Source organism: Mesorhizobium sp. M0208 (assembly GCF_040322015.1).
Lineage (GTDB): Bacteria > Pseudomonadota > Alphaproteobacteria > Rhizobiales > Rhizobiaceae > Mesorhizobium.
Map to the genome: position 1 here is coordinate 143,276 of NZ_JAMYSP010000005.1, position 23,935 is coordinate 167,210.

Genomic DNA, 23,935 nt, shown 5'->3' on the forward strand with positions numbered 1-23,935 from the left:
GCCCATGGCAGATGATTAGGCGCACAGTAACACTCCCGACGACGCTGCTTGCGGTGGTTGCCGCTCCGCTGATGCTGGCGGAGTTGCCGGCCAACGGCCAGGAGCCGGAGCCCATCATCTCGATTGTGACGGGTCTCGCGCCCGATGACCTCCTGAACGTGCGCGCCACGGCGTCGGCCATGGGCAAGATCGAGGCGCGATTGCCGAGTGGATCGAGCGTGAAAAATCTCGGCTGCGGCGACGTCAGCGGCTACAAGTGGTGCAAGGTCGAGGACATTGACGACCCGAAGCTGAGCGGATGGGCACCCGCACGCTACCTCGACCCTATCAATCCCCGGCAAGTGACACCCCAGGCAGCGGCCAATGCGGAGAGCCCTGCCTCTCAACCGCTGCCCGATCTGACAACGCGCCTCGGCGCAACTGCTCCCGAAACGTCGCTGAACTCCGCTGACGCAATCGTCAGGGTGGCTATCGAGGACGCTTACCGCCTGGCCCTGGCCGCTGGCAATCCCTCGACTGGACAGGTTGATGGATCGGCGCCCGCGGCAGTGGATCCCGTCCAGAATTTCGGCGCGACCAATGCGGCGCCTCCGGCCGACGCGCAGACTGTTGCACGGCTGCAGCCGCCGGGGACACCATTCCCGGGTGCCGGCAACGTCATTCCTTGCGCGCGCTATCTCGGCCAGCCGATGACCAACTGCAAGGCAGGCGTCGCGCGCACCGGCGACAAAACCGACGTGACCGTGACCTGGCCCGATGGCGGCACGCGCATCATCAGCTTCCAGGCCGGCAAGCCGGCCGGTTCGAATGGGCCGGGCGAATTCCGCTTCACGCGCGAAGGCAGCCTCAACATCATCCGCGTCGGCGCGTCCGAACGCTTCGAGATTACGGATCAACTGGCGCTGGGGGATAGTGGTAAGGGGAATAAGGCAGTAGGGCAGTAGGGCAATATGTTTAAAGGGCGCTCAACCTCTGCCCTACTGCCCTACTGCCCTACTGCCCTACTGCCCTACTGCCTCATTTTCGGGGTTACATCCGGCAAAACTCTTCCCTATAAGGCCCTCCTAGCCTGATACCAGAATCGCGAGCACAACCGGCCGGGTCTTCCCGTCCGGTTTTTCGTGCAAGCCGCCTGCCGAACGGACCTTCGATATGCCAAGACGCACCGACATCAAGTCGATCCTGATCATCGGGGCCGGCCCCATCGTCATCGGCCAGGCCTGCGAGTTCGACTATTCCGGCACCCAGGCCTGCAAGGCGCTGAAGGAAGAGGGTTTTCGCGTCATCCTGGTCAACTCCAATCCGGCCACCATTATGACCGATCCGGAGCTGGCCGACGCCACGTACATCGAGCCGATCACGCCCGAAGTGGTGGCCAAGATCATCGCCAAGGAGCGGCCGGACGCGCTGCTGCCGACCATGGGCGGCCAGACCGCGCTCAACACCGCATTGTCGCTGCGCCGCATGGGCGTGCTCGACCGCTATCAGGTCGAGATGATCGGCGCCGACGCCACCGCAATCGACAAGGCCGAGGACCGCGCTTTGTTTCGCGAGGCGATGAACAAGATCGGCCTGGAAACGCCGAAGTCGATGCTGGCCAACGCCACCGACGTCAAGAATGCCGACCGCAAGACGCACGAGGCCGAACGCGCCGCGCTGAAAGCCGAGAAGCCGGAAAACCTCGACGCCGCGCTCGACGCGCTGGAAACCCGCTGGAACCTCGGCGAAGGTGACCGCAAGCAGCGCTATATCAGCCATGCCATGGCGATTGCAGCACAAGCGCTCGACCATGTCGGCCTGCCCGCCATCATCCGCCCGTCCTTCACCATGGGCGGCACCGGCGGCGGTATTGCCTACAACCGGGCCGAATTCTTCGAGATCGTCCAGTCCGGCCTCGACGCCTCGCCGACCACCGAAGTGCTGATCGAGGAGAGCGTGCTCGGCTGGAAAGAGTACGAGATGGAGGTCGTCCGCGACAAGGCGGACAATTGCATCATCGTCTGCTCGATCGAGAACATCGACCCGATGGGTGTGCACACCGGCGATTCGATCACCGTCGCCCCTGCCCTGACCTTGACCGACAAAGAATACCAGATGATGCGCAACGCCTCGATCGCGGTGCTCCGCGAAATCGGCGTCGAGACCGGCGGCTCCAACGTGCAGTTCGCCGTCAACCCGGCCGATGGCCGTCTGGTGGTCATTGAGATGAACCCGCGCGTCTCGCGTTCGTCTGCGCTGGCCTCCAAGGCGACCGGTTTTCCGATCGCCAAGATCGCCGCCAAGCTCGCCGTCGGCTACACGCTGGACGAGTTGGAGAACGACATCACCGGCGGGGCGACACCGGCGTCGTTCGAGCCGAGCATCGATTATGTTGTCACCAAGATCCCGCGCTTTGCTTTCGAGAAGTTTCCCGGCGCCGAGCCGGTGCTGACCACCTCGATGAAGTCGGTTGGCGAGGTCATGGCCATCGGTCGCACCTTCCAGGAATCGCTGCAGAAGGCTTTGCGCGGGCTCGAAACCGGCCTGACCGGTCTGGACGAGATCGAGATCCCAGGCATCGGCCACGGCAGCGCGCCCGCCAGCCACGTCGACGACCGCAACGCCATTCGCGCGGCATTGGGCACGCCGACACCGGACCGGCTGCGCATGGTGGCGCAGGCGATCCGCATGGGCACCTCGCTGGAAGACGTGCACGCAATGTGCAAGATCGACCCGTGGTTCCTTGAGCAGATCGCCGGCATCCTCGCCATGGAGGATCGCATCCGCGAGCACGGCATTCCTGAGGACGCCGCCAATCTGCGCATGCTGAAGGCGATGGGTTTCTCCGACGCCCGCCTCGCCTCCCTGGTCAGGAAAGACGTCGAAGAAGTCCAGAAGATTCGCGACAAGCTCGACGTTCATCCGGTCTACAAGCGCATCGACACCTGTGCCGCCGAGTTCGCCTCGCCCACCGCCTACATGTATTCGACCTATGAGGTTCCCTTTGCCGGCGCCTTGGCCAACGAGGCACAGGTCTCATCGCGCAAAAAGGTCGTCATCCTCGGCGGCGGCCCCAACCGCATCGGCCAAGGCATCGAGTTCGACTATTGCTGCTGCCATGCGGCCTTTGCGCTGCGCGACGCCGGCTTCGAGGCGATCATGATCAACTGCAACCCGGAGACCGTCTCGACCGACTACGACACCTCCGACCGGCTCTATTTCGAGCCGCTGACGCCGGAGGATGTGTTGGAGATCCTGCGCACCGAACAGGCCTCGGGCGAGCTGGTCGGCGTCATCGTCCAGTTCGGCGGCCAGACGCCGCTGAAGCTCGCCGATGCGCTGGAGAAGGCCGGCATCCCGATCCTCGGCACTTCGCCCGACATGATCGATCTCGCCGAGGACCGCGACCGCTTCCAGAAGCTCTTGCACAAGCTCGGCCTCAGCCAGCCGAAGAACGGCATCGCCTATTCCGTCGAGCAGGCCCGCCTCGTCGCCGGCGAGCTCGGCTTCCCGCTGGTGGTGCGCCCGTCCTATGTGCTGGGTGGCCGCGCCATGCAGATCATCCACGACGAGAGCATGCTGCAATCCTACCTGCTCGACACCGTGCCCGGCCTGGTGCCGGAAGACATCAAGCAGAAATACCCGAACGACAAGACCGGCCAGATCAACACGCTGCTTGGCAAGAACCCGCTGCTGTTCGATACCTATCTGTCGGGCGCCATCGAGGTCGACGTCGACTGTCTCTGCGACGGAAAGTCGACCTACGTCTCGGGCATATTGGAGCACATCGAGGAGGCCGGCATCCATTCGGGCGACAGTGCCTGCTCGCTGCCGGTGCACTCGCTGCCCTCGGAGCTTGTCGACGAGCTGGAGCGCCAGACGGCAGCACTTGCCCGCGCGCTCAATGTCGGCGGTCTGATGAACGTGCAATATGCGATCAAGGACGGCACGGTCTATGTGCTCGAGGTCAACCCGCGCGCGTCGCGCACCGTGCCCTTCGTCGCCAAGACCATCGGCCGTCCCATTGCCAAGATTGCCGCCCGCATCATGGCCGGCGAGAGCCTGGAAGACGCCTTCGCCCATTACGGCGCCATGCCCGACCCCCGCAATCCCGGCCACATCGCGGTCAAGGAAGCGGTATTCCCCTTCGCCCGCTTCCCCGGCGTCGACATCTTGCTCGGCCCGGAAATGCGCTCGACCGGCGAGGTCATGGGCCTCGACCGCGACTTCGCACTCGCCTTCGCCAAGAGCCAGCTGGGGGCGGGTGTCGATCTCCCCCGCGCGGGCGCGCTGTTCGTCTCGGTGCGCGACGAGGATAAGAAGGGCATCCTGCCGGCGGTGAAGCGCCTCGCCGGCCAGGGTTTCAAGGTGCTGGCCACCTCCGGCACCGCCCGCTTCCTCGCCGAGAACGGCGTCGCCGCAGAGAAAATCAACAAGGTGCTGGAAGGCCGCCCGCACATCGAGGACGCCATCCGCAACCGCCAGGTGCAGATCGTCTTCAACACCACGGACGGCCAGAAGGCGGTCTCGGACTCGAAGTCGCTGCGCAGAGCGACGCTGATGCAAAAGGTGCCCTATTACACGACGCTTTCGGGCGCGGCTGCGGTGGCGGAAGCGATTGCGGCGCTGCGGGCGGGGAGCCTAGAGGTGCGGCCGCTGCAGGAGTATTTTGCGTAAGCTATGGGGATTGGAAATCCATCATGAGTGTGCCGTCTCCCCGCCTTTTCCAGACGTACATTGTTACGTCACGCTGATTTCGATCTCCCTTCGCGTCGAAGGTCAGGTTCCCCAACACGGTCGGAATTGGCTGGCCGGATTTTATAGAAGCCGCAACAGCCCTTGGCGCCTGACCACCTGCCATTTCGATACCCTTGGCCGCCACTTGGACTGCCGCATAGGACTTCAGCGTGTAGTCTGCCGGCTCGAATCCTTGAGAACGAAAGCGCGCGACAACGTCGGCTGCGGCGGGATTGCTCCGGTCCTCAAGCGAAAATGCTATTAGCACGCCTTCCAAGGCGGGCCCCGCTTTCCCGGGCAGATCGTGAACTAGAGCCCCATCTCCGGAGATGAACTGAACCTTCAGCCCAGCTTCCTTGGTTTGGCGAACGAGCGGACCAAAATCATCGGCAAGCCCCGCGAAGAAGAGAACTTCGATCTTCATCGATTTAAGTTTGCTGATGAGGTCTGCAAAATCGCCTTGGCCGGGTTTGATCTTTTTGGCCAGCTTTTCAGGATGTCCCTTTGCTCGCAGCGCTTTTCTTGCCTTGTTCGCTAAGCCATCACCATAGGGCGTACCATCGCTAACGATGGCAAGATTTTGTGCTGAGAAATGATCGGCCATATACTCGCCGGCAAACATCCCCTGAACATCGTCACGACCGACCGTGCGAATGACATTCCAAAGTTTGAATTCGGTAAGAGCGGGATTTGTCGACGCGGGGCTGACCATCAAAGTGTTGTTCTTGGCATAGATCATCGCGGCAGGGACAGAACTGCCTGAGTTGAAATGGCCGATAACAAAGCGAACCCCCTCTTTTGCCAATCTCTTGGCGAGGGCTATCGCGGTGGCTGTTGTATACTGATCATCGAGCACGGTGAGTACTATCTTGCATCCTCGTACCCCGCCCTTGGCATTAATGTCGTCTACTGCAAGTTGAGCGCCCCGCCGCATCTCCTCACCGTCGTACGCCCAATCGCCGGTCATAGGACCGACCACCGCCATGGGAATATCGGCGCATTTTGCAGTGGCGGGTTGAGGCAACGCCATAAAAGCGACGAACATCGCCAGCGGCAGCCTGATCCATAAAAATGTCTGGTACTTTCGTAGGCTAATCCACAACATCGACGACGGCTTCCTTCACGATTTTGTTCTTTGTTCTCTCCAACTTGCTTGCAGCCTTGCGCATCCTGGTTACAGCTTCCTTCGCCTTGTCGCCGTCAATTGTGTCGCGTTTGATCACTTCATTTTCGACAAGCTGAAGCGACGAATTTTTTCGGCAGCTTGTTCATGACTCGCCCTCCCTATCCCCAGATGGATTTGGGGACGACTTTACTTTAAAGACAAGCGGAAATTATCCTGGAAGGGCAGAAGTTGACGCTTCACGCCACCGCCACGCACTCGATCTGGATATCAAACTCCATCGGCCACGAGGCCACCGGCACAAAACTCCGCGCCGGCGAGTTCGTCGAAAAATACTTCGCATAGACGCGGTTGATGGTTTGTAGAAGCCGGAATTGACGGCGTAGATGCGCACCATGACTATGTTTTCCAACGAGGTGCCGGCCGCTTCGAGGCAATGTTTCAGCGCCTTTCAGCCACGCCTCGGTCTGCGTTTCGAGCCACGAACCATCTCGCACGTTGCGAACGCCAGCGCCTCGCTCGCCTCAGCCGAGAAACCCGATAAACCGCCCCGCAAACAGCACGGACGTCCACAACACCAGCGACAGCACAACCAGCACGGCCGTGACCCCACCGGCCGGGTCGCCACCACCCTTTGCCCGGCGCATGAAGACGAGGAAGTTGACACCAGCGAACAGGATCAGCCCCATCTTGGCGAGGAAGATCGGCATCGCCGCATACTCCCTCGCGCTGATGGAAAACAGCAGCGCGCCGGTGACAAGCGCCCCACCAAACGCACATAAGGCCACCCGGCGCAGCAGCGCGACGAACGGCGCCTGCGGCAGCGAGCGGAAGGCGCCCAGGATCCTGAGGTCCATGAGCCAGACGCTGGTCAGCAGCGCGCCGATCGACATGATGTGCAGCGCATTGACGATGGGGTAGGCCACGAAGGAGGCCTTCAGTCCCCGCACCAAGGCGAGTTGCTCGATGCCGGCGAAAAACCCGTCCATTCAGGCCGGCGGCACGCGGTCGGGATAGACGTCATAGGGCTTGCCGCCGACGATGACGCGCACTGCCTTCATGCGCTTTTCGCTCTCGTCGCGCGAGCGGTGGCCGATCGCGGTCACCTCGTCGCCGACCTTGGCGACCTCCTCGGTGAAGCCGGCGGCGATCGTGCGCGACGGCGGCGCCATCTCCACCCGCCAGGCCTCTCCCTTCGCGTCAACATCGAGCGTGGCGTGCGGGTTGCCGATATAGATGGCCGTGATCCTGCCCCTGAGTTCGAAAAACCCGTCCTGCGTCCACGACCAGCCGTGATGGGCATAGGCTGCGGTGCCGGCGGCAAGCATCACCGCCGCTGCCAGCGTGGCGCCCCGAATGAAAGGTGACAGCATCGCTCGTCTCCTCGGTTCCGGCATTAGAGGGTAGGTCAGCGCGCCGCAGCGTCAAATCACATAGGGTCTGCGCCGCCCCTCATTGTCCTGCCGGGCATTTCTCCCCGTATAGTGACGGGGAGAAAGGTTGCCGTCGCCACGCATTTCGCCAATCTCCAGAGTTGAAGAAAGTGAGCTGAGTTTGCCGCCAGCCCCCTTCTCCCGTCCCTCTACGAGGAGAAGATGCCGGCAGGCAGATGAGGGCGGCGCCGAGCGACGCTAGTGGCAGCATCCTTCCCCATACTGCAGCTGCTCCTGCCAGCTCTGCGCCCTGCCCTCCGGCGTGAAATCCATGAGGTTCCACAGGATCTCGCAGGTGCCTATGGCGCGCGGATCCTGGCCGGGTTCGGGCGGCGCGAAGCCGAGTTCGGAGCTCCAGAAGTGGCGGATGCCGTCGCCGTCGCGGTGGAACACCGACAGCACGGGGAGCTGCGCGCCATCCTCGGCCTCGGCGTGATAGTCGCGCTTGAAGCTGTTGCCGGCCGACGAGACCAGCCGCATATTTTTCCAGCCGCGGTCGCGGCCGAGCGTCAGCAGGTTTTCCAGCGCGGTCTTGGCCACGACAGCGAAATTGTAGCCGGCGGCCTCGAGGTGGCCAATGGCGCCGTCGAACTGATCGAGCAGCGCCGTGCAGGACGGGCAAGGCTGGTCCGGTCTGGGCAGCTTCGCCGTGCCGCCGCTCGTCGCCACGTCGCGCGTCTCCTGCGGATGGCGCGGAAACATCATCGAATAGACGATCAGCGTGTCCTTGCCCGGCGCAAACAGTTCCGAAAGCTTGATCCTGGCCGGCTTGCCGTCCGTGCCGAGCCCGTCGAACACATAATCCTGCGGCACCAGCCCGCCCGTCGGCAGCGCGCGGCGGGCGACCGCCACATCCTCCATGGCGCGGCGCAGCTCGATCTCCTGCTGCAGCAGTTTTTCGCGGGCGGCGCGATATTCCTGGGATTCATTGGGAAAGCTGATCATCGTCATCTCCATCTGCCGTGCTTTTTGGCGGCGCGCCGTTCGTGGCAACGCGCCTTGCCTCCCAAGGACGCATCGCGCGAAACGGTTCCGACATTTTTGCGCAGGCGCCGTGGCGACAAGAACCCGGGCTGCCGCCTTCAAAAAGGACGAACGGCGCTCCTCACCCCGCCCAATCCACCTCGATCATCCCCAGCCGCTGATAGAGCCTGACCGCGGCCGCGTTCTCGACGGTATTGGTCTTGAGATCAACATGCGCCGCACCCCTTGCCTGAAACACCGCAAACGCGTAGCGCATCAGCGCCTCGGCTATGCCCTTGCCGCGCGCCTCGGGATGAACGGCAAGATCCTTGACGAACCCCGTCGCCCAGCAGAGCGCCGCGCCCGCCAACCGCCCCTTGCCGTCGATGACCAGGAAACACAAAGCGGGATCGAATTCCGCGTCGCCCGAAATGCGGGGCCACCATTCGTCGAACGGCCCATCGGCGCCGTCGTCGAACACCGCGGTCAAAAGTGCATGCAAAGCGAGCGCATCGGCGGCTTCGAAGCCGCGCATGAAAAAACCTTCCGGCCAGCGCGGCGCCAGAAGCGTGTCGTCGAGGATCTTGCGCAGTCTTATGTCGTTCGGCGCCGCTGGGCGCGGCTCAGGCATCGGGCTGCATGCGGCGGCGCAGGCTGTCGCTGCCGAGGCCGGTTTCGCCCAGCATCCCCTTGCGTTTGGCGTCATAGTAGTAGCCGCTCTGGTAGAGCCGGTCGGCGCGCTTGGGATTGCCGCCCGACACCAGCCAGGCGCCGCGCAGATATTTCACCGCATATTTCAGGTTGGTCTCGGCGTCGAACAGGCCGCTCGCCGGCCCGTCATAGCCCATGCCGCGCGCCGTCGCGTGCTTGATCTGCATCAGCCCCCAATGCCCGTGATTGTAGGCTTTCGGGTTGAAGGTGCTCTCGCGGTTGACGACGCTGCGCACCAGATCGACCGGCACCTGGTAAAGCGCGGAATATTTCTCGATCAGCCGCTCGATCTCGCTGCGGGCGCCGGCGTTCGACTGGCCCTCCGCCGGGTCGGTCGCGGCCAGAACGGCCGGGTTTTGCGGCACCGTGTAGGCGACCGGCTGAACGCCGGGCATGGCGGCAGTCTGGCCGGTGACTGGCATGGCGACGGCAGCCACCGCGGTGGCTGGCTGGGCATTGGTGGTCATGACGGCCGGGGTCGTTGCCGGCAGCGGCGTCGGCCCGGCAAAGGCGGCCGCAGGCTCGACCGGCAGTGCTGCTGTCTGGGCGACGCCGGACGGTTCCGGCAGGACCGAAACAGTGTCGGGCAGCGCCAGCGTGAAGCCAGCATCGGTGTTGGCCGAGTTTTCCGTGAAGGCAGGGGCCGGGGTCACCGGCGAAGTCGAGGTGCAGCCGCTGAGAGCGGCCACGGCCAACACCGCCGCTAGGACGGGAAAGAGGAATTTTGCTGGCAAGCGGCGCTCGGGTCCGGTTCGTCGGGTGTTAAGAAGTCCTTACACCAGCATCTTTCCCCGGGCAATCCGCGGTAGACGGTGGTTTTCGGGTGGCGATCCGGGCCGGGAAATGCGATATTGTTCTGGATTTGTACTTCGAAGGATTCCGGAAAGGAGCACGCCATGGACGCCTCTCATGCCACCGCTGGCCACGCGGTCTTCGAAACCGTGCTCGGCTTCATGGGCATCGCCTGGAGCGAAGCCGGGCTAACCCGGCTCTGCCTGTCGCAGCGCAACCAGGACGCGGTAGAGCGCCGGCTGCTGCGCCATGCCTCCGACGTCGAACAAGCCGTGAAGCCCGAGCCGCAATGGGTTGCCGAGCTGATCGCGTCGATCAAGGCCTATGCCGCCGGCGAGGTTATCGATTTCTCCGGCGTGCCGGTCGATCTCAGCGGCGTCGACGAGTTCCGCCTGGCGATCTATGACGCGGCGCGAAAGCTCGCCTTCGGCGAAACCACCACCTATGGCGAACTGGCCAAACGCGCCGGCCATGCCGGGCTGGCGCGTGAGACAGGCGCGGCGCTCGGCGCCAACCCGGTGCCGCTGGTCATCCCTTGCCATCGCATCCTTGCCGCCGGCGGCAAGATCGGCGGATTTTCCGCGCCCGGCGGCTCGGCCACCAAGGAAAAGATGCTGGCAATGGAAGGCGTACGCGTCGGCCCGCCGCCCCCAGCGCAGGTGTCGTTCGGGTTTTAGCTGTGCTGATATTCAGGTGAGGCCGGCACCCCGCGCACCATCTCGACCAGCCTAATCCGGAAGCAGGCGCCGGCGGAAGCGCCGGTCGATCTCCACCCGCTTGCACTTGTAGACGGTGCACGAATTCGTATCGGCACTCGGCACCGAGGCCCGCGCCCTGACCTCGCCGATGTCGCAGAATTGCTGGCTCCGCACATAGCGGTCGTAGAGCGCCAGGCCCGGCACGCGCGTCGATCTGTAGCGCAGGATGACCGCCCCCTCGCGCGCGATCGTCGCCTGCACCTTGCCGCAGCTCATGCGGGTCGGGTCGTAGCGCGAGACCGCCTGCGCCTCGGCGGCCACCAGCGTCAGGCAAGCGGCAAGCAGAACGATTTTCATGTCCCTCTCCCCAAAACCCAGTCGCGCCCGAAGCCGGCGCGATCCTCCCGCGTCAGGCGCGCAACGACGACGCTCTCACGCGATTGGGGCGGCCGTTGGGCAGCGTTGCCGCCGTGCCATTTTCCGCCCCGTCTTGTTTTTTGCGCGAAGGCATATTATATGCGGTCCATTGATATTTCGGCCGATCGATCCGGGCCTCGCGATATTCGCGTTTGCTGACGTTCTATCTCCAAAATCTCGATACAAACCGGCTGGGTTTCGGTCCAGTCAAACTAAAGCAAACGTAAGGACTATCGAAATGGCAACAGGTACGGTCAAGTGGTTTAATTCCACCAAGGGTTTCGGCTTCATTCAGCCTGATAGCGGCGGCGCGGACGTTTTCGTCCACATCTCCGCAGTCGAGCGTGCTGGACTGTCGACCCTGGTCGAAGGCCAGAAGATCAACTTCGAGATCGAGCAGGACCGCCGCACTGGCAAGTCGTCCGCTGGATCTCTGAGCAAGGCGGCCTGATCTTGAAAATGGCGCGCGCCGGGCGATAGCCCGGGGCGCGCGGCAAGTCACGGATGTACTGGCGGTCGCGCGAGAAGCGCGCCGGAGCGAAAGACCCGACAAGCCGAAGCAGCAGATTGCTGCCGGCCCGGCCAAAACGCTCCCGATCAGGCTACCAAGCATGGGAAGGCGGGATTTTGTCCCGCCTTTTTGCTGTCTGAAATCCGGTGAACCGTCGCCTTGGTCCTATGGGACCACTTTGTGGTTGTTTTTACCCCGGTCATTGTACCATCGACCATGAGCAAGCTTGAACAGATTGAGAAATCCGTCGCCGAACTAAGGCCCCGAAGAGCTCAAGGCGTTTGCCGCATGGTTCGAGGCGCTGCAAGCCGACATGTGGGACCGGGAGATCGAAGCCGACGCCAAGGGCGGCAGGCTGGACAAGCTTGCCGAGCAGGCCTTGGCTGATCATCGCGCCGGCCGGACCCGGCCTCTGTGAATCATTTTGCCACTCCCTCGTTTTGGGAGGCCTACGCAAAACTGCCCTCGTTGAGCAAAGGCGTGCGAGCATTCACGCCACTGGCCGAAGGCCACAAGCCCAACGCCCGGAGCGAGCCGCGAAGCGGCGACAAGCATGACTAAGGCAACCAGTCCAGCGGCACATGCCCCGGATCGGCCTCGACCCGTTGCAGCCAGGCGGCAACCGCCGGATAGGCGTCGAGCTGAAACCCGCCCGTCTCGGCCGTATGCGTATAGGCATAGAGCGCGATGTCGGCGACGCTGAGCGCACTGCCCGCGAAGAAGCTGCTCCCGGCCAGGTGCTGGTCCATGACGCCGAGCGCCTTGTTGCCGCGCTCCAGCGTCACCGCCAGCCGCTCGGGTGTCGCGTCTTTCGCGCGTTCTGGAAAGGTGAGCAGCGCTCTGCGCACCGCGATATAAGGCTCGTGGCTGTATTGCTCGAAGAACAGCCACTGATAGGCCAGCGCGCGTTCGTATCTGTCCGCCGGCAGAAACCGCGTGCCTTCGGCGAGGTAGAGCAGGATGGCGTTGGATTCGGCCAGCCGCCGGCCGTCGTCGAGTTCGAGCAGCGGCACCATGGCGTTCGGGTTCTTGGCGACATAGTCGGGCTTGCGCGTCTCGCCGGTATGCGAGCTGACCTCGACATTGGTGAAAGGGATGCCGAGCTTGGCCATCAACAGGCGCGGCTTGTAGCAATTGCCGCTGTCGATCATTCCATAGAGTATCATCGATGCTCCCCTTGCTCGCAACCACCCGTCTCAAGGCTTGATCCAGCCTCTATCGCGGCAGCGGCGGCTTCATCCAGTGATTTGTTTTGGCGTAACCATCAGCGCCGCTGATGCATTACAGGATATGTCGAGATTCAAGTCAGGCCGAGCCGAGAAGGGCGGGTTCCGAGAACCGGAGCGTACTGTTTGGGTACGTGAGCACTGGAAGCGCAGGACCCCCCGTTCGCAGGCCGGCATCACTTGAATATCGGCATATCCTAGCCGAACAAGGGGATGACGTTGCTGTCCCTGCCAAGCAGCCTGTCGATCGACAGCGGCTCCTCGTCGAACAGCGTTCCGGCCAGCGCCGGCCGGGCAAGGTAAAAGCCCTGCAGCAGGTCGACGCCGCCATCCAGCGCGACGCGCAGATGCGTGGCGTTCTCGACGCCTTCGACCAGCACCTTGGCGCCGCGATCGTGCAGCGTCGAAACCAGCGGCCGGAAAAACCGCTCGGCGGCGGCATGGCGGCAGAATTCGGCGAACCAGGTGCCGTCGATCTTGACGATGTCGGGCTGCACGAGGGCGACCCTTTCTTCGGTAGAATGCCCTGTGCCGAAATCGTCGATGGCAATGCGGACGCCGTCGCGCCGCATCTCGCGCGCCAGGCTGACAAGCACCTTGTCGCCGGCAGCCTGCTCGGTGATCTCGCAGACCAGCATGCCGGGATGCAGGCCGAAATCCGCCAGATGCCTGGTCATCAGCCTGATTTCGGCCAGCGCCCGTGCGGGGTCATCGTTGATCAGCGGATTGTAGTTGAAAAACAGGTCGAGCCCGTCGACGCCGATGTTGCGGAAGTTGCGCAAATGCAGCACCCGGCACATGGTTTCGACAAACAGCCGATCCGCTGCCGGCACACCTTCGAAGAAGATTTGAGGCGCCACCGGCCTGCCTGCACGATGCGGCTCGATCAGTCCCTCGACCGCGACGGCGGCGAGAAACCTGCCGCGCGGCGCGAAGACCGGCTGGTAGGCGCTCCTCAGCCGGAATGCGCCGTAGACGCCATATTCGATGCCGACCTCGTCGGCAAAGATCGCCTCGCCGACCTTGCGCCGCATGTCGGCCCGCCCGGTCACGATGTCACCCTGCGGCCAAAGGCCCGCATCGGCCGCCGCGATGGCGAAACGGCCGCAGAAACCTTCTCAGCATCGGCCGGCACCGCGGCCGCCTGCCCGCTCTTGTCGAAGACGTGGAAGCTGGTTGGCGCAAGCTCGGGGCGCGCCAGCACATAGCCCTGCACCATCGAGGCGCCCGACTTTTCGGCAAGCTCGAGCTGCCAGCCCGTCTCGATGCCCTCGAACACCGTACGGATGCCTTGCTCTTCGAAGCTTGTCACCATGGCGGTCAGCAAGGCGAAGCCGGCACCGGACTCCATCAGCGTCATGATCCAGTCGGCGTCGAACTTGACGATGTCTGGCCTGAGTTCCTTGATGCGATTGATGTCGGATTCGTCGGCGCCGTAATCGTCGACCGCAATGCGCAAACCATTGCCCCTGAGCGCCTCGACGAAATTGTAGAGCGTTTCCTGCGACGCCGATTTCTGCTCGGTGACCTCGCAGACGACGCGGCGCGGATCGATGTCGGCCTCGTGCAGCACCAGTCGCATGTCGCGCAGCGCCTTGTCGGCGATGCCGCGGTCGGTGAACACCGATGGATCGAAGTTGATGAAGATGGAGGCGTCTCGCGGCAGGCAGGCGCCGGCGTTCAGCAGGTGCAGCGTCCGTGTCAGCGCCTCGATATGCAGGCGATCGACCGCCGGACAGCTGTTGAAGAAACTCATTGGCGGCTGCGGCTCGCCGTCGCGGAACGGCCGGATCAGCCCCTCGAACGCGACGACGGACAGCTTGCCCTTGTTGAAGGCGAAGATCGGCTGGAACGCGCTTTGCAGCGTATAGACCCCCCAGACACCGCTGGCGGTGCCGTCATCATGGCGGATGATATGGGCAAGCTCGATGCTGCGCGTCACGGTTCCTCGCTATGCGAGACTGGCGGACCGGCTACGGTCCCTGCCGTTCAAGCTTTTACCGATCGTTGATGAATTTATTGTTGCCAGCATTGCGCGCTGGCTCATTCGACAATGCCTGCGCTGGGCTTGCGCTTGACCAGATGATGCGACATGAGAGGCGCCGCGGCGCCTTCGCCGCGCCGGTCTTCCTGGAGATATCTGTCATGGCCTTTCTTGCCGACGCCCTTTCCCGCGTAAAGCCTTCCGCGACCATCGCGGTGACGCAGAAGGCGCGCGAGCTGAAAAACGCCGGCCGCGACGTGATCGGGCTGGGCGCCGGCGAGCCGGACTTCGACACCCCCGACAACATCAAGAGCGCCGCGATCGAGGCCATCCGCCGCGGCGAGACGAAATATCCGCCGGTCTCCGGCATCGTGCCGCTGCGCGAGGCGATCGCGAAAAAATTCAAGCGCGAGAACAATCTCGACTACCGGCCGGAGCAGACCATCGTCGGCACCGGCGGCAAGCAGATCCTGTTCAACGCCTTCATGGCGACGCTGAACCCCGGCGACGAGGTGATCATCCCGCGGCCTTACTGGGTGAGCTATCCCGAAATGGTGGCGATCTGCGGCGGCACCTCGACCTTTGCCGACACCTCGATCGACAACGGCTTCAAGCTGACGGCGGCCGTGCTGGAAAAGGCGATCACGCCGCGCACCAAATGGCTGTTGATGAACTCGCCGTCGAACCCTTCGGGCGCCGCCTATACCGAAGCGGAGCTCAAGAGCCTGGCCGACGTACTGTTGAAGCATTCCCATGTCTGGGTGCTGACCGACGACATGTACGAGCACCTGACCTATGGCGACTTCGTCTTCAAGACCATCGCCGAGGTCGAGCCTAAGCTCTATGAGCGCACGCTGACCATGAACGGCGTGTCCAAAGCCTATGCCATGACCGGCTGGCGCATCGGCTATGCGGCAGGCCCGGTGCCGCTGATCAAGGCGATGGACATGATCCAGGGCCAGCAGACCTCCGGCGCCTGCACCATCGCCCAATGGGCGGCGGTCGAAGCGCTGAACGGGCCGCAGGATTTCATCCCGAAGAACAAGGCGATCTTCCAGGGCCGGCGCGATCTCGTCGTCTCGATGCTCAACCAGGCGCGCGGCATCACCTGCCCATCGCCGGAGGGTGCGTTCTACGTCTATCCCTCCTGTGCCCAGCTGATCGGCAAGACGACCAAGAGCGGCAAGGTGATCGACAGCGACGAAACCTTTTGCTCGGAACTGCTCGAGGCCGAGGGCGTGGCGGTTGTTTTCGGCTCGGCCTTTGGCCTCGGCCCGAACTTCCGCATCTCCTACGCCACGTCGGAGGCTCTGCTCGAAGAAGCCTGCACGCGCATCCAGCGCTTCACCGCCGCGCTGGTCTGAGACGTTTCAGCCGCCATACTGCTCGTCGCTGACCTTCTCCAGCCAGTCGGCATGCACGCCCTCCAGCGCCTCCTGCATGGCGATGTGCGTCATCGCCGATTTCGGCGCGGCGCCGTGCCAGTGCTTTTCGCCGGGCGCAAAGGAGACGACGTCGCCGGCCCTGATCTCCTGGATCGGCCCGCCCCAGCTTTGCGCGAGACCGGCACCGGACGTGACGTAGAGCGTCTGGCCGAGCGGATGCGTATGCCAGTGGGTCCGGGCGCCGGGCTCGAATCTGACCAGCGTGGCGCGTAGCCGCGCCGGTGCCTCCTTCTCGATGATCGGCGTCTGCAAAACCCGGCCAGTGAAGTATTTTTCCGGCGCAACAATCGTCGGCACGCTGCCACAGCCAATAATCTTCATCGTCGCAAATCCTCGATCCAATCCAGTGTCTTAGAGACTACCACTTTCGTCCGATGCCGGCTGCATCTCCTGCCGGCTGCGGGCAAAACGCGGCCAGAACAGGCCGGCACGTCCGCTATAGGCCTGGTAGGCACCGGCCAACCTTGTACGTGAAAATTTTCGCTCTTCGTCCAAGGCCGCGATCACATAGATCGCAACGATGCCGGCGACCGGCACGACCGCCCACACCGACCAGGTCGCGATACCCCATCCGATCCAGAAGATGATGTAGGATGTGTAGAACGGATGACGGACATGGCTATAAGGGCCTTCGGTCACCAGGCTGTCGGGATTGTCCGGATCAAACGCGAAACGCAGCCGCGCCTTGCGCGAAACCGAGATCGCCCACCAGAACAGCGCCGAGCTTGCCAGTTCGACGGCAAACCCGCCGATCTTCGCTGCAACCGGTTGCCGCTCGATCCACAGCAGCGCCAGAAAGAACAGCGCCGTGCCGACCACGACGGCCGAAATGATCATGGCGCCTTGAGACATGCTCGGCGACTGGAAATGCCCGCGCATCGACCAGGCATATTGGCCGAGCGTCGCGATGCTGCTGATCGAGAGGAGAAGGTCGAGCGTGGATTCCATCATCAGGCTCCGGGGGTTAGCTGTGGTGGATTCGGCCATCATAGCCGGCAGAAACCGAGAAATCATTTCTTAACCACCGTTCTAAACAACATGGTGACCTCAGCATGCGATGTTGACCTCGAGACAATTCGAAGGTCCAACCGGATATGGCCGTTTCCCACCGCACGATCCGCACGCCGCAAGCGGATTTGCGCCTCAGCCAGTCGTCGGGACCCGGCATCCCGCTTGTCCTGATCCACGGCTCGGGCAGTTCGCGCACCGTATTCGCCCGCCAGTTCGACAGCCCGTTGGCCGCCGCCCATCGGCTGATTGCTTTCGACCTGCCCGGCCATGGCGAATCGTCGGACGCCCGCGATCCGGCGACGGACTACACCATCGCCGGCCTTGCCCAATCGGCGGCTCAGCTCCTCGATGCCTTGGGCATCGGTCGCGCCGTTGTCTTCGGCTGGTCTCTTGGCGGGCACGTGGCAATCGAGCTCGCGAGTTTTCACCGCGCCGTCGGCGGGCTGATGCTGACCGGCGCGCCGCCGGTATCGAAGGGTCCTTTCGGCATGCTGCGCGGCTTCCATGCGCATTGGGACATGCTACTGGCGTCCAAAAAGACGTATTCCGAACGCGATGCCGAGCGCTTCGAAACGCTCTGCTTCGGAGACACCGCCGACCCGTCCTTTCGCAAAACCATCCTGCGTACCGACGGCCGGCTGCGCGCCGCGGTGACGCGCGGCATGCTCACCGGCAAGGGCGCCGACCAGAGACAGGTGATCGAGCAGGCCGCGTTTCCGGTCGCCGTCGTCAATGGCGAGAACGACCCGTTCGTCCGGCTCGGCTATTTTGAAACGCTCGCCTACGGCTCGCTGTGGGAGCATTGCCACATCATTCCCGGTGCCGGGCATGCGCCTTTCTGGGAGCGTGCGGACCTGTTCAATCCGTTGCTCGCGCGCTTTGCCGAGACGGTGTCAGTGCAGCGCATTGAGGCAACGCCACTGGCGTCGCGCCGAACCGGCACCGGCTGAACCGGCCCCAACTTCAAATCCCTTCAACCTCAAATCCCTTGCCCTCCCGGCCTGCCCGTGGGACGATGCCCTTTGGGTAGGTGGCAAATTGAAAAAAGCCTCGCCCGCGACGGCCGACAGGCCGGCCGCCGCTCACAGGGAAACGCCTGAGTGGAGGTCAGCCATGGGTACTCGCGCCGGAGGACGACGCACGGGACCGAAATGCATTGCCATAGTCGGTCCCTTTGCAAGCGGTAAGACGACACTTCTCGAAGCCATACTCGCCCGTACAGGCGCCATTCCCCGCCAGAATCCCGTTTCGTCCGGAAATACCGTTTCCGATCATTCGCCGGAAGCGCGCGCTCACGGCATGAGCGTCGAGGCGACCTTCGCCACAACCGATTTCATGGGCGAGCCGTTCACCTTCGTCGATTGTCCCGGCTCCATCGAATTCTCCTTCGAAGCCGAGCCGGTGCTGGCTGCCTGCGACGTCGCCGTGGTCGTCGCCGAGGCTGACGAGAAGAAGATCCCTGCCCTGCAGCTGATCATGCGCAAGCTCGACGATCTCGGCGTGCCGCGTATGCTGTTCCTGAACAAGGTCGACAAGGCGATATCAGGCGTGCGCGACACGCTGAAGATGCTGCAGCCGGCAAGCACGGTGCCATTGCTGCTGCGCCAGATCCCGCTGCGCAAGGACGGCGTCGTCATCGGCTCGATCGACCTCGCTCTGGAGCGTGCCTACATCTATCGCGAATATGCCGAGAGCGAGGTCGCCCAGATCCCGAGCGACGACAAGGCGCGCGAGCTCGAGGCGCGCTTTTCCATGCTGGAGACGCTCGCCGACCATGACGACCGCCTGATGGAGCAATTGCTGGACGAGATCGAACCGCCAAAGGACGCGATCTTCGATGACCTCGCCGCGGATCTGCGCGACGGCACGGTGACGCCGGTGCTGATCGGCACCGCCGAGAAGGGCAACGGTGTGCTGCGCCTGTTGAAGGCGATCCGTCACGACGCACCCGATATCGCGGCGACGCGCCAGCGTCTCGGCGCTCCCGACGGCAATGCCACCGTGGTCCAGGTGATGAAGACCATCCACACCGCGCATGGCGGCAAGCTGTCGGTCTCGCGCATCCTGTCCGGTCAGGTCGCCGACGCCGCCGAGCTGTTCCTTCCCAGCGGCGAGACGGCAAAGGTCTCCGGCATCTACAAGATGCTCGGCAAGGACCAGGTCAAGCTGACTTCGGCCAAGGCCGGCGACACGGTGGCGCTCGGCAAGCTGGACGCCGTCAGGACCGGCCAGACGCTGAGCTCGACCAAGGGCGGCATCAAGCCTCTGGTTACGCTGGCGCCGCCGCAACCGGTCTTCGCCTTCGCGCTGCGGCCGAAAGAGCGCAAGGACGAGGTCAAGATGTCGGCGGCCATCCAGCGCCTGGCCGAGGAAGATCCCTCGCTCAGTCTGCATCACAACCAGGATTCAGCCGAAACCGTACTGTCCGGTCATGGCGAGATGCATCTGCGCGTCGTGCGCGAGCGGCTGGAAGGCAAGAACCAGATCCCGGTCGAAGGCCATGTGCCGGCCGTGCCGTATCGGGAGACTATCCGAAAAGCGACGCAGCAGCGCGGCCGCCACAAGAAACAGTCGGGCGGCCACGGCCAGTTCGGCGACGTCGTGCTGGAGATCAAGCCGCTGCCGCGCGGGTCCGGTTTCCAGTTCACCGATACGATCACCGGCGGCGTCGTGCCGAAGACGTACATCCAGTCGGTCGAGACCGGCGTGCGCGATTACCTGAAATCCGGCCCGCTCGGCTTTCCGGTCGTCGATGTTGCCGTCAACCTTTCCGACGGCTCCTACCATGCGGTGGATTCCTCCGACATGGCCTTCCAGATGGCGGCGAAGCTGGCGATGAAGGAAGGCATGGCCGCCTGCTCACCGGTGCTGCTCGAACCGGTGATGAAGGTCGAGATCGTCACGCCGTCGGATGCGACGTCGAAGATCATCGCGCTGATCCCGCAGCGGCGCGGCCAGATCCTCGGCTACGACGCGCGGCCCGACTGGCCGGGATGGGACGTGGTTGAGGCGACCATGCCGCAGGCCGAGATCGGCGACCTCATCATCGAGCTGCGCTCGGCCACGGCTGGTGTCGCCAGCTATCGGGCCGTCTTCGACCACATGGCCGAACTCACCGGGCGGTTGGCCGACGAAGCGCTGAACGCCAACGGCAAGGCCGCCTGAAACAGCTTGCGGCGGCCAGAGCACAAGGATGCACACAAGGAAACGGCGCCCGGATCATTCGGGCGCCGTTTCGTTGCGGACCGTCTTCGTGGGAGGCGAAACGGCAGGTCCGCCGCATGCTTGCCGCCGGTGTCTGGCGGCGGAGGATGGTTCGGACGCGGTAGCTGCCTGAGCCCGGGTCGTCCGAGTGATGCCCCCATCCCCCGGACGAGCCACACCGCGTCCTATGCTCTGCTTACCCGATTTGGCGTGCCAACGCATGTTACCCGAGGTTACATGTCACTGTTACGCGCCAGTTCCGGCCGATTTTCCGGCGAAGTGTTGGTTTCGGGCAACAAAAAAGCCGGATCAATGAAGACCCGGCTGAGTTTGATTGGAAGTGCCTGTTAAGGCTAACCTCCAGAGGGGAACACTCGAGAGCGCTAATGGGAGGAGAACGCGCTCAGGAGATGATCTATATATGTGCTCTTCATGCCCAAGAAACAAGCATCTATTTTGCAACACTCACATGCAAAAAGGCGCCGGCTGTGGTCTAATCCGTCCCGAAGCGCAATAGGACCAGTTGAATCGCTGAAATACAGCGTGCGGCAAGGCAAAAATCGATCCGCAGCCGCGAATCAGCAGCGATTCCTGCTCGGAAAGTCGAAAAACGCAGAATGACGTGGAATCGTGCAGCACGCGTTTGTTTTTTCGGCAGCCAGACCTTGCTGGTGCATGCCGCCCAAAAAGCCCGCCATCGAGCTTGACCTGAGGGTGTAGCGGTTTGGGTTACATGCCGGACAAGACCTGAAGCGCTTTGCAGGAGACCGTTCAAGGCCGCACCCGTAAGGAGAGCTATATGCGAGCCACATCGGCGATCGCCGGCAGCGTCATCTTCCTTGCGGCAGCGCCCGGCGTGGTCGCCGGACTGCTGCCTTGGCTGCTGACCGATCGCTATCGCCTGCCCTGGTCGAGACTGCCCGGTTTCGTTCCTGTGGGCTGGCTGCTGATTGTCGCCGGCACAATCGTGCTGCTGCACGCCTTTGCCCGTTTTGCCCTGGAGGGCCTGGGTACGCCAGCCCCGGTCGCGCCGACCGAGAGGCTGGTCGTCGGCGGCATTTATCGCCATGTCCGCAACCCGATGTACGTCGCCGTGCTGTCGATCGTCCTCGGCCAGACACTGCTGTTTTCGAGCGGGACGGTCGCCGCCTATCTAGTCATCGCCGCGGCCGCCATGATCTCCTTCGTGAAACTATATGAGGAACCGACGCTTGCCCGCCGCTACGGCGCCGAATACGAAGCCTACCGCCGGGCCGTACCAGGCTGGCTGCCCCGGCTGACGCCTTGGCGCGGGTAATTTCTGGACGCCGACAATTGGCGAAACCGGCGGGACAGCTCCTTCTCCCCGTCACTATACGGGGAGAAGTGCCCGGCAGGGCGATGAGGGGGCATCAGGACTGCCCATCGAAGGGCAAGTGCGACAAAGGCTGGCGCTGCCCCTCATCTGGCTGCCGCCAGCTTCTCCCCATATACTGACGGGAAGAAGGACGAATTCGCCGAAGCCTTCGCCAATCGCCCGACGTTGCTCAGAAGTCGACGAGCGGCACTGGTAACTAAAACGACCAGCTGCGCGCCTTGGCGATGATGAAATCGCGGAAGACATGCAGCTTCGCCTGGTTCTTCATCGCGTCGGGATAGGCGAAATAGGTATCGAAGGACGGCACTTCGGTTTCGGGCAACAACTGCACCAGCCCGGAATCCTTGCTGACCACATAATCCGGCAGCATGGCGATGCCGGCGCCGCCCTGCACCGCCCGCTTGATCGACAGTATGTCGTTGATCTGCAGCGTCGGCACCCTTTGCCCGCCTTCGAAATCGCCGACCGTCTCCAGCCAGTTCAGTTCCGACAGATGCGCCGGCACCGGGACGCCGAAGGTGACGATGCGATGGGCCTTCAGCTCGGCGATCGAATTCGGCTTGCCGTATTTATTCACATAGGAGGGCGCCGCGTAGAGATGGAAATGCACGGTGAACAGGCGGCGCTGGATGAGGTCCGGCTGCTGCGGCTGGCGCAGCCTGATGGCGCAGTCGGCCTGGCGCATGGTGAGATCGAGCTCCTCATTGGCCAGGATGAGCTGCAGGCTGACCTCGGGATAGAGCTCAATGAATTCCTGCACGCGCTCGGTCAGCCAGCCGGCGCCGAGGCCGACCGTGGTCGTCACCCTGAGCACGCCGGAGGGCCGGTCCTTGGTTTCGGTCAGTCGCGATTTGATGGTTTCAAGCTTCATCAGCACGTCGTGTGCCGTGCGGAACAGCATCTCGCCTTGCTCGGTCAGCACCAGGCCGCGGGCATGGCGATTGAACAGCGGCACGCCGACGTCATGCTCGAGCGCGCTGACCTGCCGCGAGATCGCCGATTGCGACAAATGCAGTGTTTCCGCGGCATGGGTGAACGACCCCGCTTCCGCCGCGGCGTGAAACACGCGTAGCTTGTCCCAATCCAACGCCATGATTTCCCCTCGTCCTGTTTTCTGGCGTCCGCCTGTTTTCGGCGTCTGAATGAAAAATCAGGCTTTTGCGCGGCTTTTCTCAGCCGCTTATCGAACAATCACTCCGCCGCTTCGCGGTGAACCTCGATCCCTGCCAGATATTTTTCCGCCTCGAGCGCGGCCATGCAGCCGAGACCGGCCGCCGTCACCGCCTGGCGGTAGATGTCGTCGGTCACATCGCCGGCGGCGAACACACCCGGCATATCGGTGCGGGTCGAATCCGGCGCCGTCCACAGATAGCCGTTCGGCTTCTGCTTCAGCTTGCCGGCAAACAGCTCGACCGCCGGCGCGTGGCCGATCGCCACGAACACGCCGTCGACCACCAGATGCATCTCCTGCCCGGTCACCACGTTGCGCAGCTTCAGCCCTTCGACCGACGGCGGCAGCGGCGCCTTGCCGGGCCTGCCGGTGATCTCGTCGACCACCGTGTCCCAGATGATGCGGACATTGTCTTTCTGCAGCAGCCGCTCGCGCAGGATGCGCTCGGCGCGGAAATCGCTGCGCCTGTGGATAACGGTGACGCTCTTGGCCAGGTTGGAGAGATAGAGCGCTTCCTCCACAGCCGAATTGCCGCCGCCGATCACCGCGACGTCCTTGCCGCGGTAGAAGAAGCCGTCGCAGGTGGCGCAGGCCGAGACGCCAAAACCCATGAAGGTGTGTTCGCTCGGGATGCCCAGCCATTTCGCCTGGGCTCCGGTGGCGATGATCAGCGCGTCGGCGGTATAGATCGTGCCGGAATCGCCCTTGGCGCGGAACGGCCGCACGTTGAGGTCGACCTCGGTGATGATGTCGTTGACGATGTCGGTGCCGACATGCTCGGCCTGCCTGAGCATCTCGCTCATCAGCCATGGACCCTGGATCGGTTCGGCGAAGCCCGGATAGTTTTCGACATCGGTGGTGATCATCAATTGCCCGCCCTGCTGCAGGCCGGCGACCAGCATCGGCTTGAGCATGGCGCGGGCGGCATAGATCGCCGCCGTATAGCCAGCGGGGCCGGAGCCGATGATGAGAACAGGCGCGTGCTTGGTGATCATGAAAAACCTCTGCGGGGAGCAGCCATGGATTGTGGCATGAACTCTCGTCGATTGTTGCGCGTAATGTAAGTGTTGCCTGCGATGCCAGCAAGGCAAGTTGCCGTTCGTCCCCGGAAAGCTTCGGCGCCGGCGACGGCGACAAGCAACCCGCAGCAAGATGATGCGAAAATCCTCGATC

At 63.3% G+C, this 23,935-nt stretch carries 23 protein-coding genes; 8 read left to right on the forward strand and 15 right to left on the reverse strand.

All coding sequences use genetic code 11. The features are described from left to right. The first annotated feature begins 71 nt into the window (after positions 1–71). Together NKJ17_RS07690 and carB are read left to right on the forward strand one after the other, a co-directional pair. Entirely contained in the window at positions 72–944 is an 873-nt protein-coding gene (locus NKJ17_RS07690) for an SH3 domain-containing protein (protein ID WP_352687779.1), read from the forward strand. 208 nt (positions 945–1,152) lie between these two features. Further along, complete coding sequence (carB, locus tag NKJ17_RS07695; protein ID WP_352687781.1) at positions 1,153–4,656, forward strand: carbamoyl-phosphate synthase large subunit; 3,504 nt, start codon at positions 1,153–1,155, stop codon at positions 4,654–4,656. Between the two features lies 1 nt (position 4,657). Here carB and NKJ17_RS07700 read toward each other — a convergent pair whose 3' ends face one another. From NKJ17_RS07700 to NKJ17_RS07730, 7 genes are all read right to left on the reverse strand, one after another. After that, a complete protein-coding gene (locus NKJ17_RS07700) occupies positions 4,658–5,821 on the reverse strand; it encodes a branched-chain amino acid ABC transporter substrate-binding protein (RefSeq protein ID WP_352687783.1) in 1,164 nt (387 codons plus the stop codon). After that, positions 5,808–5,939, reverse strand: coding sequence for a hypothetical protein (locus NKJ17_RS07705; RefSeq protein WP_302897169.1), 132 nt, complete (start codon positions 5,937–5,939; stop codon positions 5,808–5,810). The genes NKJ17_RS07700 and NKJ17_RS07705 overlap by 14 nt, the downstream gene beginning before the upstream one ends. A gap of 424 nt (positions 5,940–6,363) precedes the next feature. Continuing rightward, positions 6,364–6,828, reverse strand: coding sequence for a DUF6644 family protein (locus NKJ17_RS07710; RefSeq protein WP_352687785.1), 465 nt, complete (start codon positions 6,826–6,828; stop codon positions 6,364–6,366). Further along, positions 6,829–7,212: a DUF6152 family protein gene (locus NKJ17_RS07715; RefSeq protein WP_352687787.1), complete on the reverse strand. Its 384-nt coding sequence runs from the start codon at positions 7,210–7,212 to the stop codon at positions 6,829–6,831. A 258-nt stretch (positions 7,213–7,470) separates the two neighbouring features. Beyond that, complete coding sequence (locus NKJ17_RS07720; protein WP_352687789.1) at positions 7,471–8,217, reverse strand: DUF899 family protein; 747 nt, start codon at positions 8,215–8,217, stop codon at positions 7,471–7,473. A gap of 160 nt (positions 8,218–8,377) precedes the next feature. Continuing rightward, positions 8,378–8,866 carry a GNAT family N-acetyltransferase gene (locus tag NKJ17_RS07725; RefSeq protein ID WP_352687790.1) on the reverse strand — a complete coding sequence of 163 codons (489 nt, stop codon included), beginning with the start codon at positions 8,864–8,866 and terminating at the stop codon, positions 8,378–8,380. Continuing rightward, on the reverse strand, positions 8,859–9,635 hold the full coding sequence (locus NKJ17_RS07730) for a transglycosylase SLT domain-containing protein (RefSeq protein WP_352687792.1): 777 nt from the start codon (positions 9,633–9,635) through the stop codon (positions 8,859–8,861). Before NKJ17_RS07730 ends, NKJ17_RS07725 begins: the two co-directional genes overlap by 8 nt. A gap of 207 nt (positions 9,636–9,842) precedes the next feature. On the opposite strand from NKJ17_RS07730, the gene NKJ17_RS07735 reads away from it, so the two are divergent. Continuing rightward, positions 9,843–10,415, forward strand: coding sequence for a methylated-DNA--[protein]-cysteine S-methyltransferase (locus tag NKJ17_RS07735; RefSeq protein WP_352687794.1), 573 nt, complete (start codon positions 9,843–9,845; stop codon positions 10,413–10,415). A 51-nt stretch (positions 10,416–10,466) separates the two neighbouring features. Here NKJ17_RS07735 and NKJ17_RS07740 read toward each other — a convergent pair whose 3' ends face one another. Then, positions 10,467–10,793, reverse strand: coding sequence for a hypothetical protein (locus NKJ17_RS07740; RefSeq protein ID WP_352477837.1), 327 nt, complete (start codon positions 10,791–10,793; stop codon positions 10,467–10,469). A gap of 298 nt (positions 10,794–11,091) precedes the next feature. Here NKJ17_RS07740 and NKJ17_RS07745 point away from each other — a divergent pair, with 298 nt between their 5' ends. Then, on the forward strand, positions 11,092–11,304 hold the full coding sequence (locus NKJ17_RS07745) for a cold-shock protein (protein ID WP_023678332.1): 213 nt from the start codon (positions 11,092–11,094) through the stop codon (positions 11,302–11,304). A gap of 617 nt (positions 11,305–11,921) precedes the next feature. Here the strand turns inward: NKJ17_RS07745 and NKJ17_RS07755 are convergent. From NKJ17_RS07755 to NKJ17_RS07765, 3 genes are all read right to left on the reverse strand, one after another. After that, complete coding sequence (locus NKJ17_RS07755; RefSeq protein WP_352506738.1) at positions 11,922–12,530, reverse strand: glutathione S-transferase family protein; 609 nt, start codon at positions 12,528–12,530, stop codon at positions 11,922–11,924. Between the two features lie 257 nt (positions 12,531–12,787). Further along, entirely contained in the window at positions 12,788–13,642 is an 855-nt protein-coding gene (locus NKJ17_RS07760) for an EAL domain-containing protein (protein WP_352506737.1), read from the reverse strand. Continuing rightward, entirely contained in the window at positions 13,639–14,532 is an 894-nt protein-coding gene (locus NKJ17_RS07765) for an EAL domain-containing protein (protein ID WP_352687796.1), read from the reverse strand. Before NKJ17_RS07765 ends, NKJ17_RS07760 begins: the two co-directional genes overlap by 4 nt. Before the next feature lie 203 nt (positions 14,533–14,735). Here NKJ17_RS07765 and NKJ17_RS07770 point away from each other — a divergent pair, with 203 nt between their 5' ends. Beyond that, positions 14,736–15,938, forward strand: coding sequence for a pyridoxal phosphate-dependent aminotransferase (locus NKJ17_RS07770; protein WP_352687798.1), 1,203 nt, complete (start codon positions 14,736–14,738; stop codon positions 15,936–15,938). 6 nt (positions 15,939–15,944) lie between these two features. Here the strand turns inward: NKJ17_RS07770 and NKJ17_RS07775 are convergent, their stop codons facing one another. Continuing rightward, entirely contained in the window at positions 15,945–16,340 is a 396-nt protein-coding gene (locus tag NKJ17_RS07775) for a (R)-mandelonitrile lyase (protein WP_352687800.1), read from the reverse strand. A 30-nt stretch (positions 16,341–16,370) separates the two neighbouring features. Further along, positions 16,371–16,967 carry a methyltransferase family protein gene (locus NKJ17_RS07780; protein WP_352687802.1) on the reverse strand — a complete coding sequence of 199 codons (597 nt, stop codon included), beginning with the start codon at positions 16,965–16,967 and terminating at the stop codon, positions 16,371–16,373. Between the two features lie 146 nt (positions 16,968–17,113). Between NKJ17_RS07780 and NKJ17_RS07785 the strand changes: the two genes are divergently transcribed. The 3 genes from NKJ17_RS07785 to NKJ17_RS07795 all read left to right on the forward strand — a co-directional run bounded on the left by NKJ17_RS07785 (position 17,114) and on the right by NKJ17_RS07795 (position 21,531). Further along, positions 17,114–17,980, forward strand: a complete 867-nt coding sequence (locus NKJ17_RS07785; protein ID WP_352506732.1) for an alpha/beta fold hydrolase — start codon at positions 17,114–17,116, stop codon at positions 17,978–17,980. 163 nt (positions 17,981–18,143) lie between these two features. Further along, positions 18,144–20,195 (forward strand): elongation factor G, encoded by a 2,052-nt coding sequence (locus NKJ17_RS07790; RefSeq protein WP_352687804.1) that lies wholly within the window; start codon positions 18,144–18,146, stop codon positions 20,193–20,195. Between the two features lie 838 nt (positions 20,196–21,033). Further along, positions 21,034–21,531 carry a methyltransferase family protein gene (locus NKJ17_RS07795; protein ID WP_352687806.1) on the forward strand — a complete coding sequence of 166 codons (498 nt, stop codon included), beginning with the start codon at positions 21,034–21,036 and terminating at the stop codon, positions 21,529–21,531. Between the two features lie 256 nt (positions 21,532–21,787). On the opposite strand, the gene NKJ17_RS07800 is transcribed toward NKJ17_RS07795, so the two are convergent. Both NKJ17_RS07800 and trxB read right to left on the reverse strand, forming a co-directional pair. Then, the gene (locus NKJ17_RS07800; RefSeq protein WP_023719100.1) at positions 21,788–22,684 is read right to left on the reverse strand and encodes a LysR family transcriptional regulator; all 897 of its coding nucleotides are present in this window, start codon (positions 22,682–22,684) and stop codon (positions 21,788–21,790) included. A 98-nt stretch (positions 22,685–22,782) separates the two neighbouring features. After that, positions 22,783–23,757 (reverse strand): thioredoxin-disulfide reductase, encoded by a 975-nt coding sequence (gene trxB, locus NKJ17_RS07805; protein ID WP_352687807.1) that lies wholly within the window; start codon positions 23,755–23,757, stop codon positions 22,783–22,785. Positions 23,758–23,935: the final 178 nt, after the last annotated feature.

Coding starts and splice junctions, on each gene's coding strand:
- NKJ17_RS07690 (WP_352687779.1), top strand. CDS start 72: ATGCTGGCGGAGTTGCCGGCCAACGGCCAGGAGCCGGAGCCCATCATC.
- carB (WP_352687781.1), top strand. CDS start 1,153: ATGCCAAGACGCACCGACATCAAGTCGATCCTGATCATCGGGGCCGGC.
- NKJ17_RS07700 (WP_352687783.1), bottom strand. CDS start 5,821: ATGTTGTGGATTAGCCTACGAAAGTACCAGACATTTTTATGGATCAGG.
- NKJ17_RS07710 (WP_352687785.1), bottom strand. CDS start 6,828: ATGGACGGGTTTTTCGCCGGCATCGAGCAACTCGCCTTGGTGCGGGGA.
- NKJ17_RS07715 (WP_352687787.1), bottom strand. CDS start 7,212: ATGCTGTCACCTTTCATTCGGGGCGCCACGCTGGCAGCGGCGGTGATG.
- NKJ17_RS07720 (WP_352687789.1), bottom strand. CDS start 8,217: ATGATCAGCTTTCCCAATGAATCCCAGGAATATCGCGCCGCCCGCGAA.
- NKJ17_RS07725 (WP_352687790.1), bottom strand. CDS start 8,866: ATGCCTGAGCCGCGCCCAGCGGCGCCGAACGACATAAGACTGCGCAAG.
- NKJ17_RS07735 (WP_352687794.1), top strand. CDS start 9,843: ATGGACGCCTCTCATGCCACCGCTGGCCACGCGGTCTTCGAAACCGTG.
- NKJ17_RS07740 (WP_352477837.1), bottom strand. CDS start 10,793: ATGAAAATCGTTCTGCTTGCCGCTTGCCTGACGCTGGTGGCCGCCGAG.
- NKJ17_RS07745 (WP_023678332.1), top strand. CDS start 11,092: ATGGCAACAGGTACGGTCAAGTGGTTTAATTCCACCAAGGGTTTCGGC.
- NKJ17_RS07755 (WP_352506738.1), bottom strand. CDS start 12,530: ATGATACTCTATGGAATGATCGACAGCGGCAATTGCTACAAGCCGCGC.
- NKJ17_RS07770 (WP_352687798.1), top strand. CDS start 14,736: ATGGCCTTTCTTGCCGACGCCCTTTCCCGCGTAAAGCCTTCCGCGACC.
- NKJ17_RS07775 (WP_352687800.1), bottom strand. CDS start 16,340: ATGAAGATTATTGGCTGTGGCAGCGTGCCGACGATTGTTGCGCCGGAA.
- NKJ17_RS07780 (WP_352687802.1), bottom strand. CDS start 16,967: ATGGAATCCACGCTCGACCTTCTCCTCTCGATCAGCAGCATCGCGACG.
- NKJ17_RS07785 (WP_352506732.1), top strand. CDS start 17,114: ATGGCCGTTTCCCACCGCACGATCCGCACGCCGCAAGCGGATTTGCGC.
- NKJ17_RS07790 (WP_352687804.1), top strand. CDS start 18,144: ATGGGTACTCGCGCCGGAGGACGACGCACGGGACCGAAATGCATTGCC.
- NKJ17_RS07795 (WP_352687806.1), top strand. CDS start 21,034: ATGCGAGCCACATCGGCGATCGCCGGCAGCGTCATCTTCCTTGCGGCA.
- NKJ17_RS07800 (WP_023719100.1), bottom strand. CDS start 22,684: ATGGCGTTGGATTGGGACAAGCTACGCGTGTTTCACGCCGCGGCGGAA.
- trxB (WP_352687807.1), bottom strand. CDS start 23,757: ATGATCACCAAGCACGCGCCTGTTCTCATCATCGGCTCCGGCCCCGCT.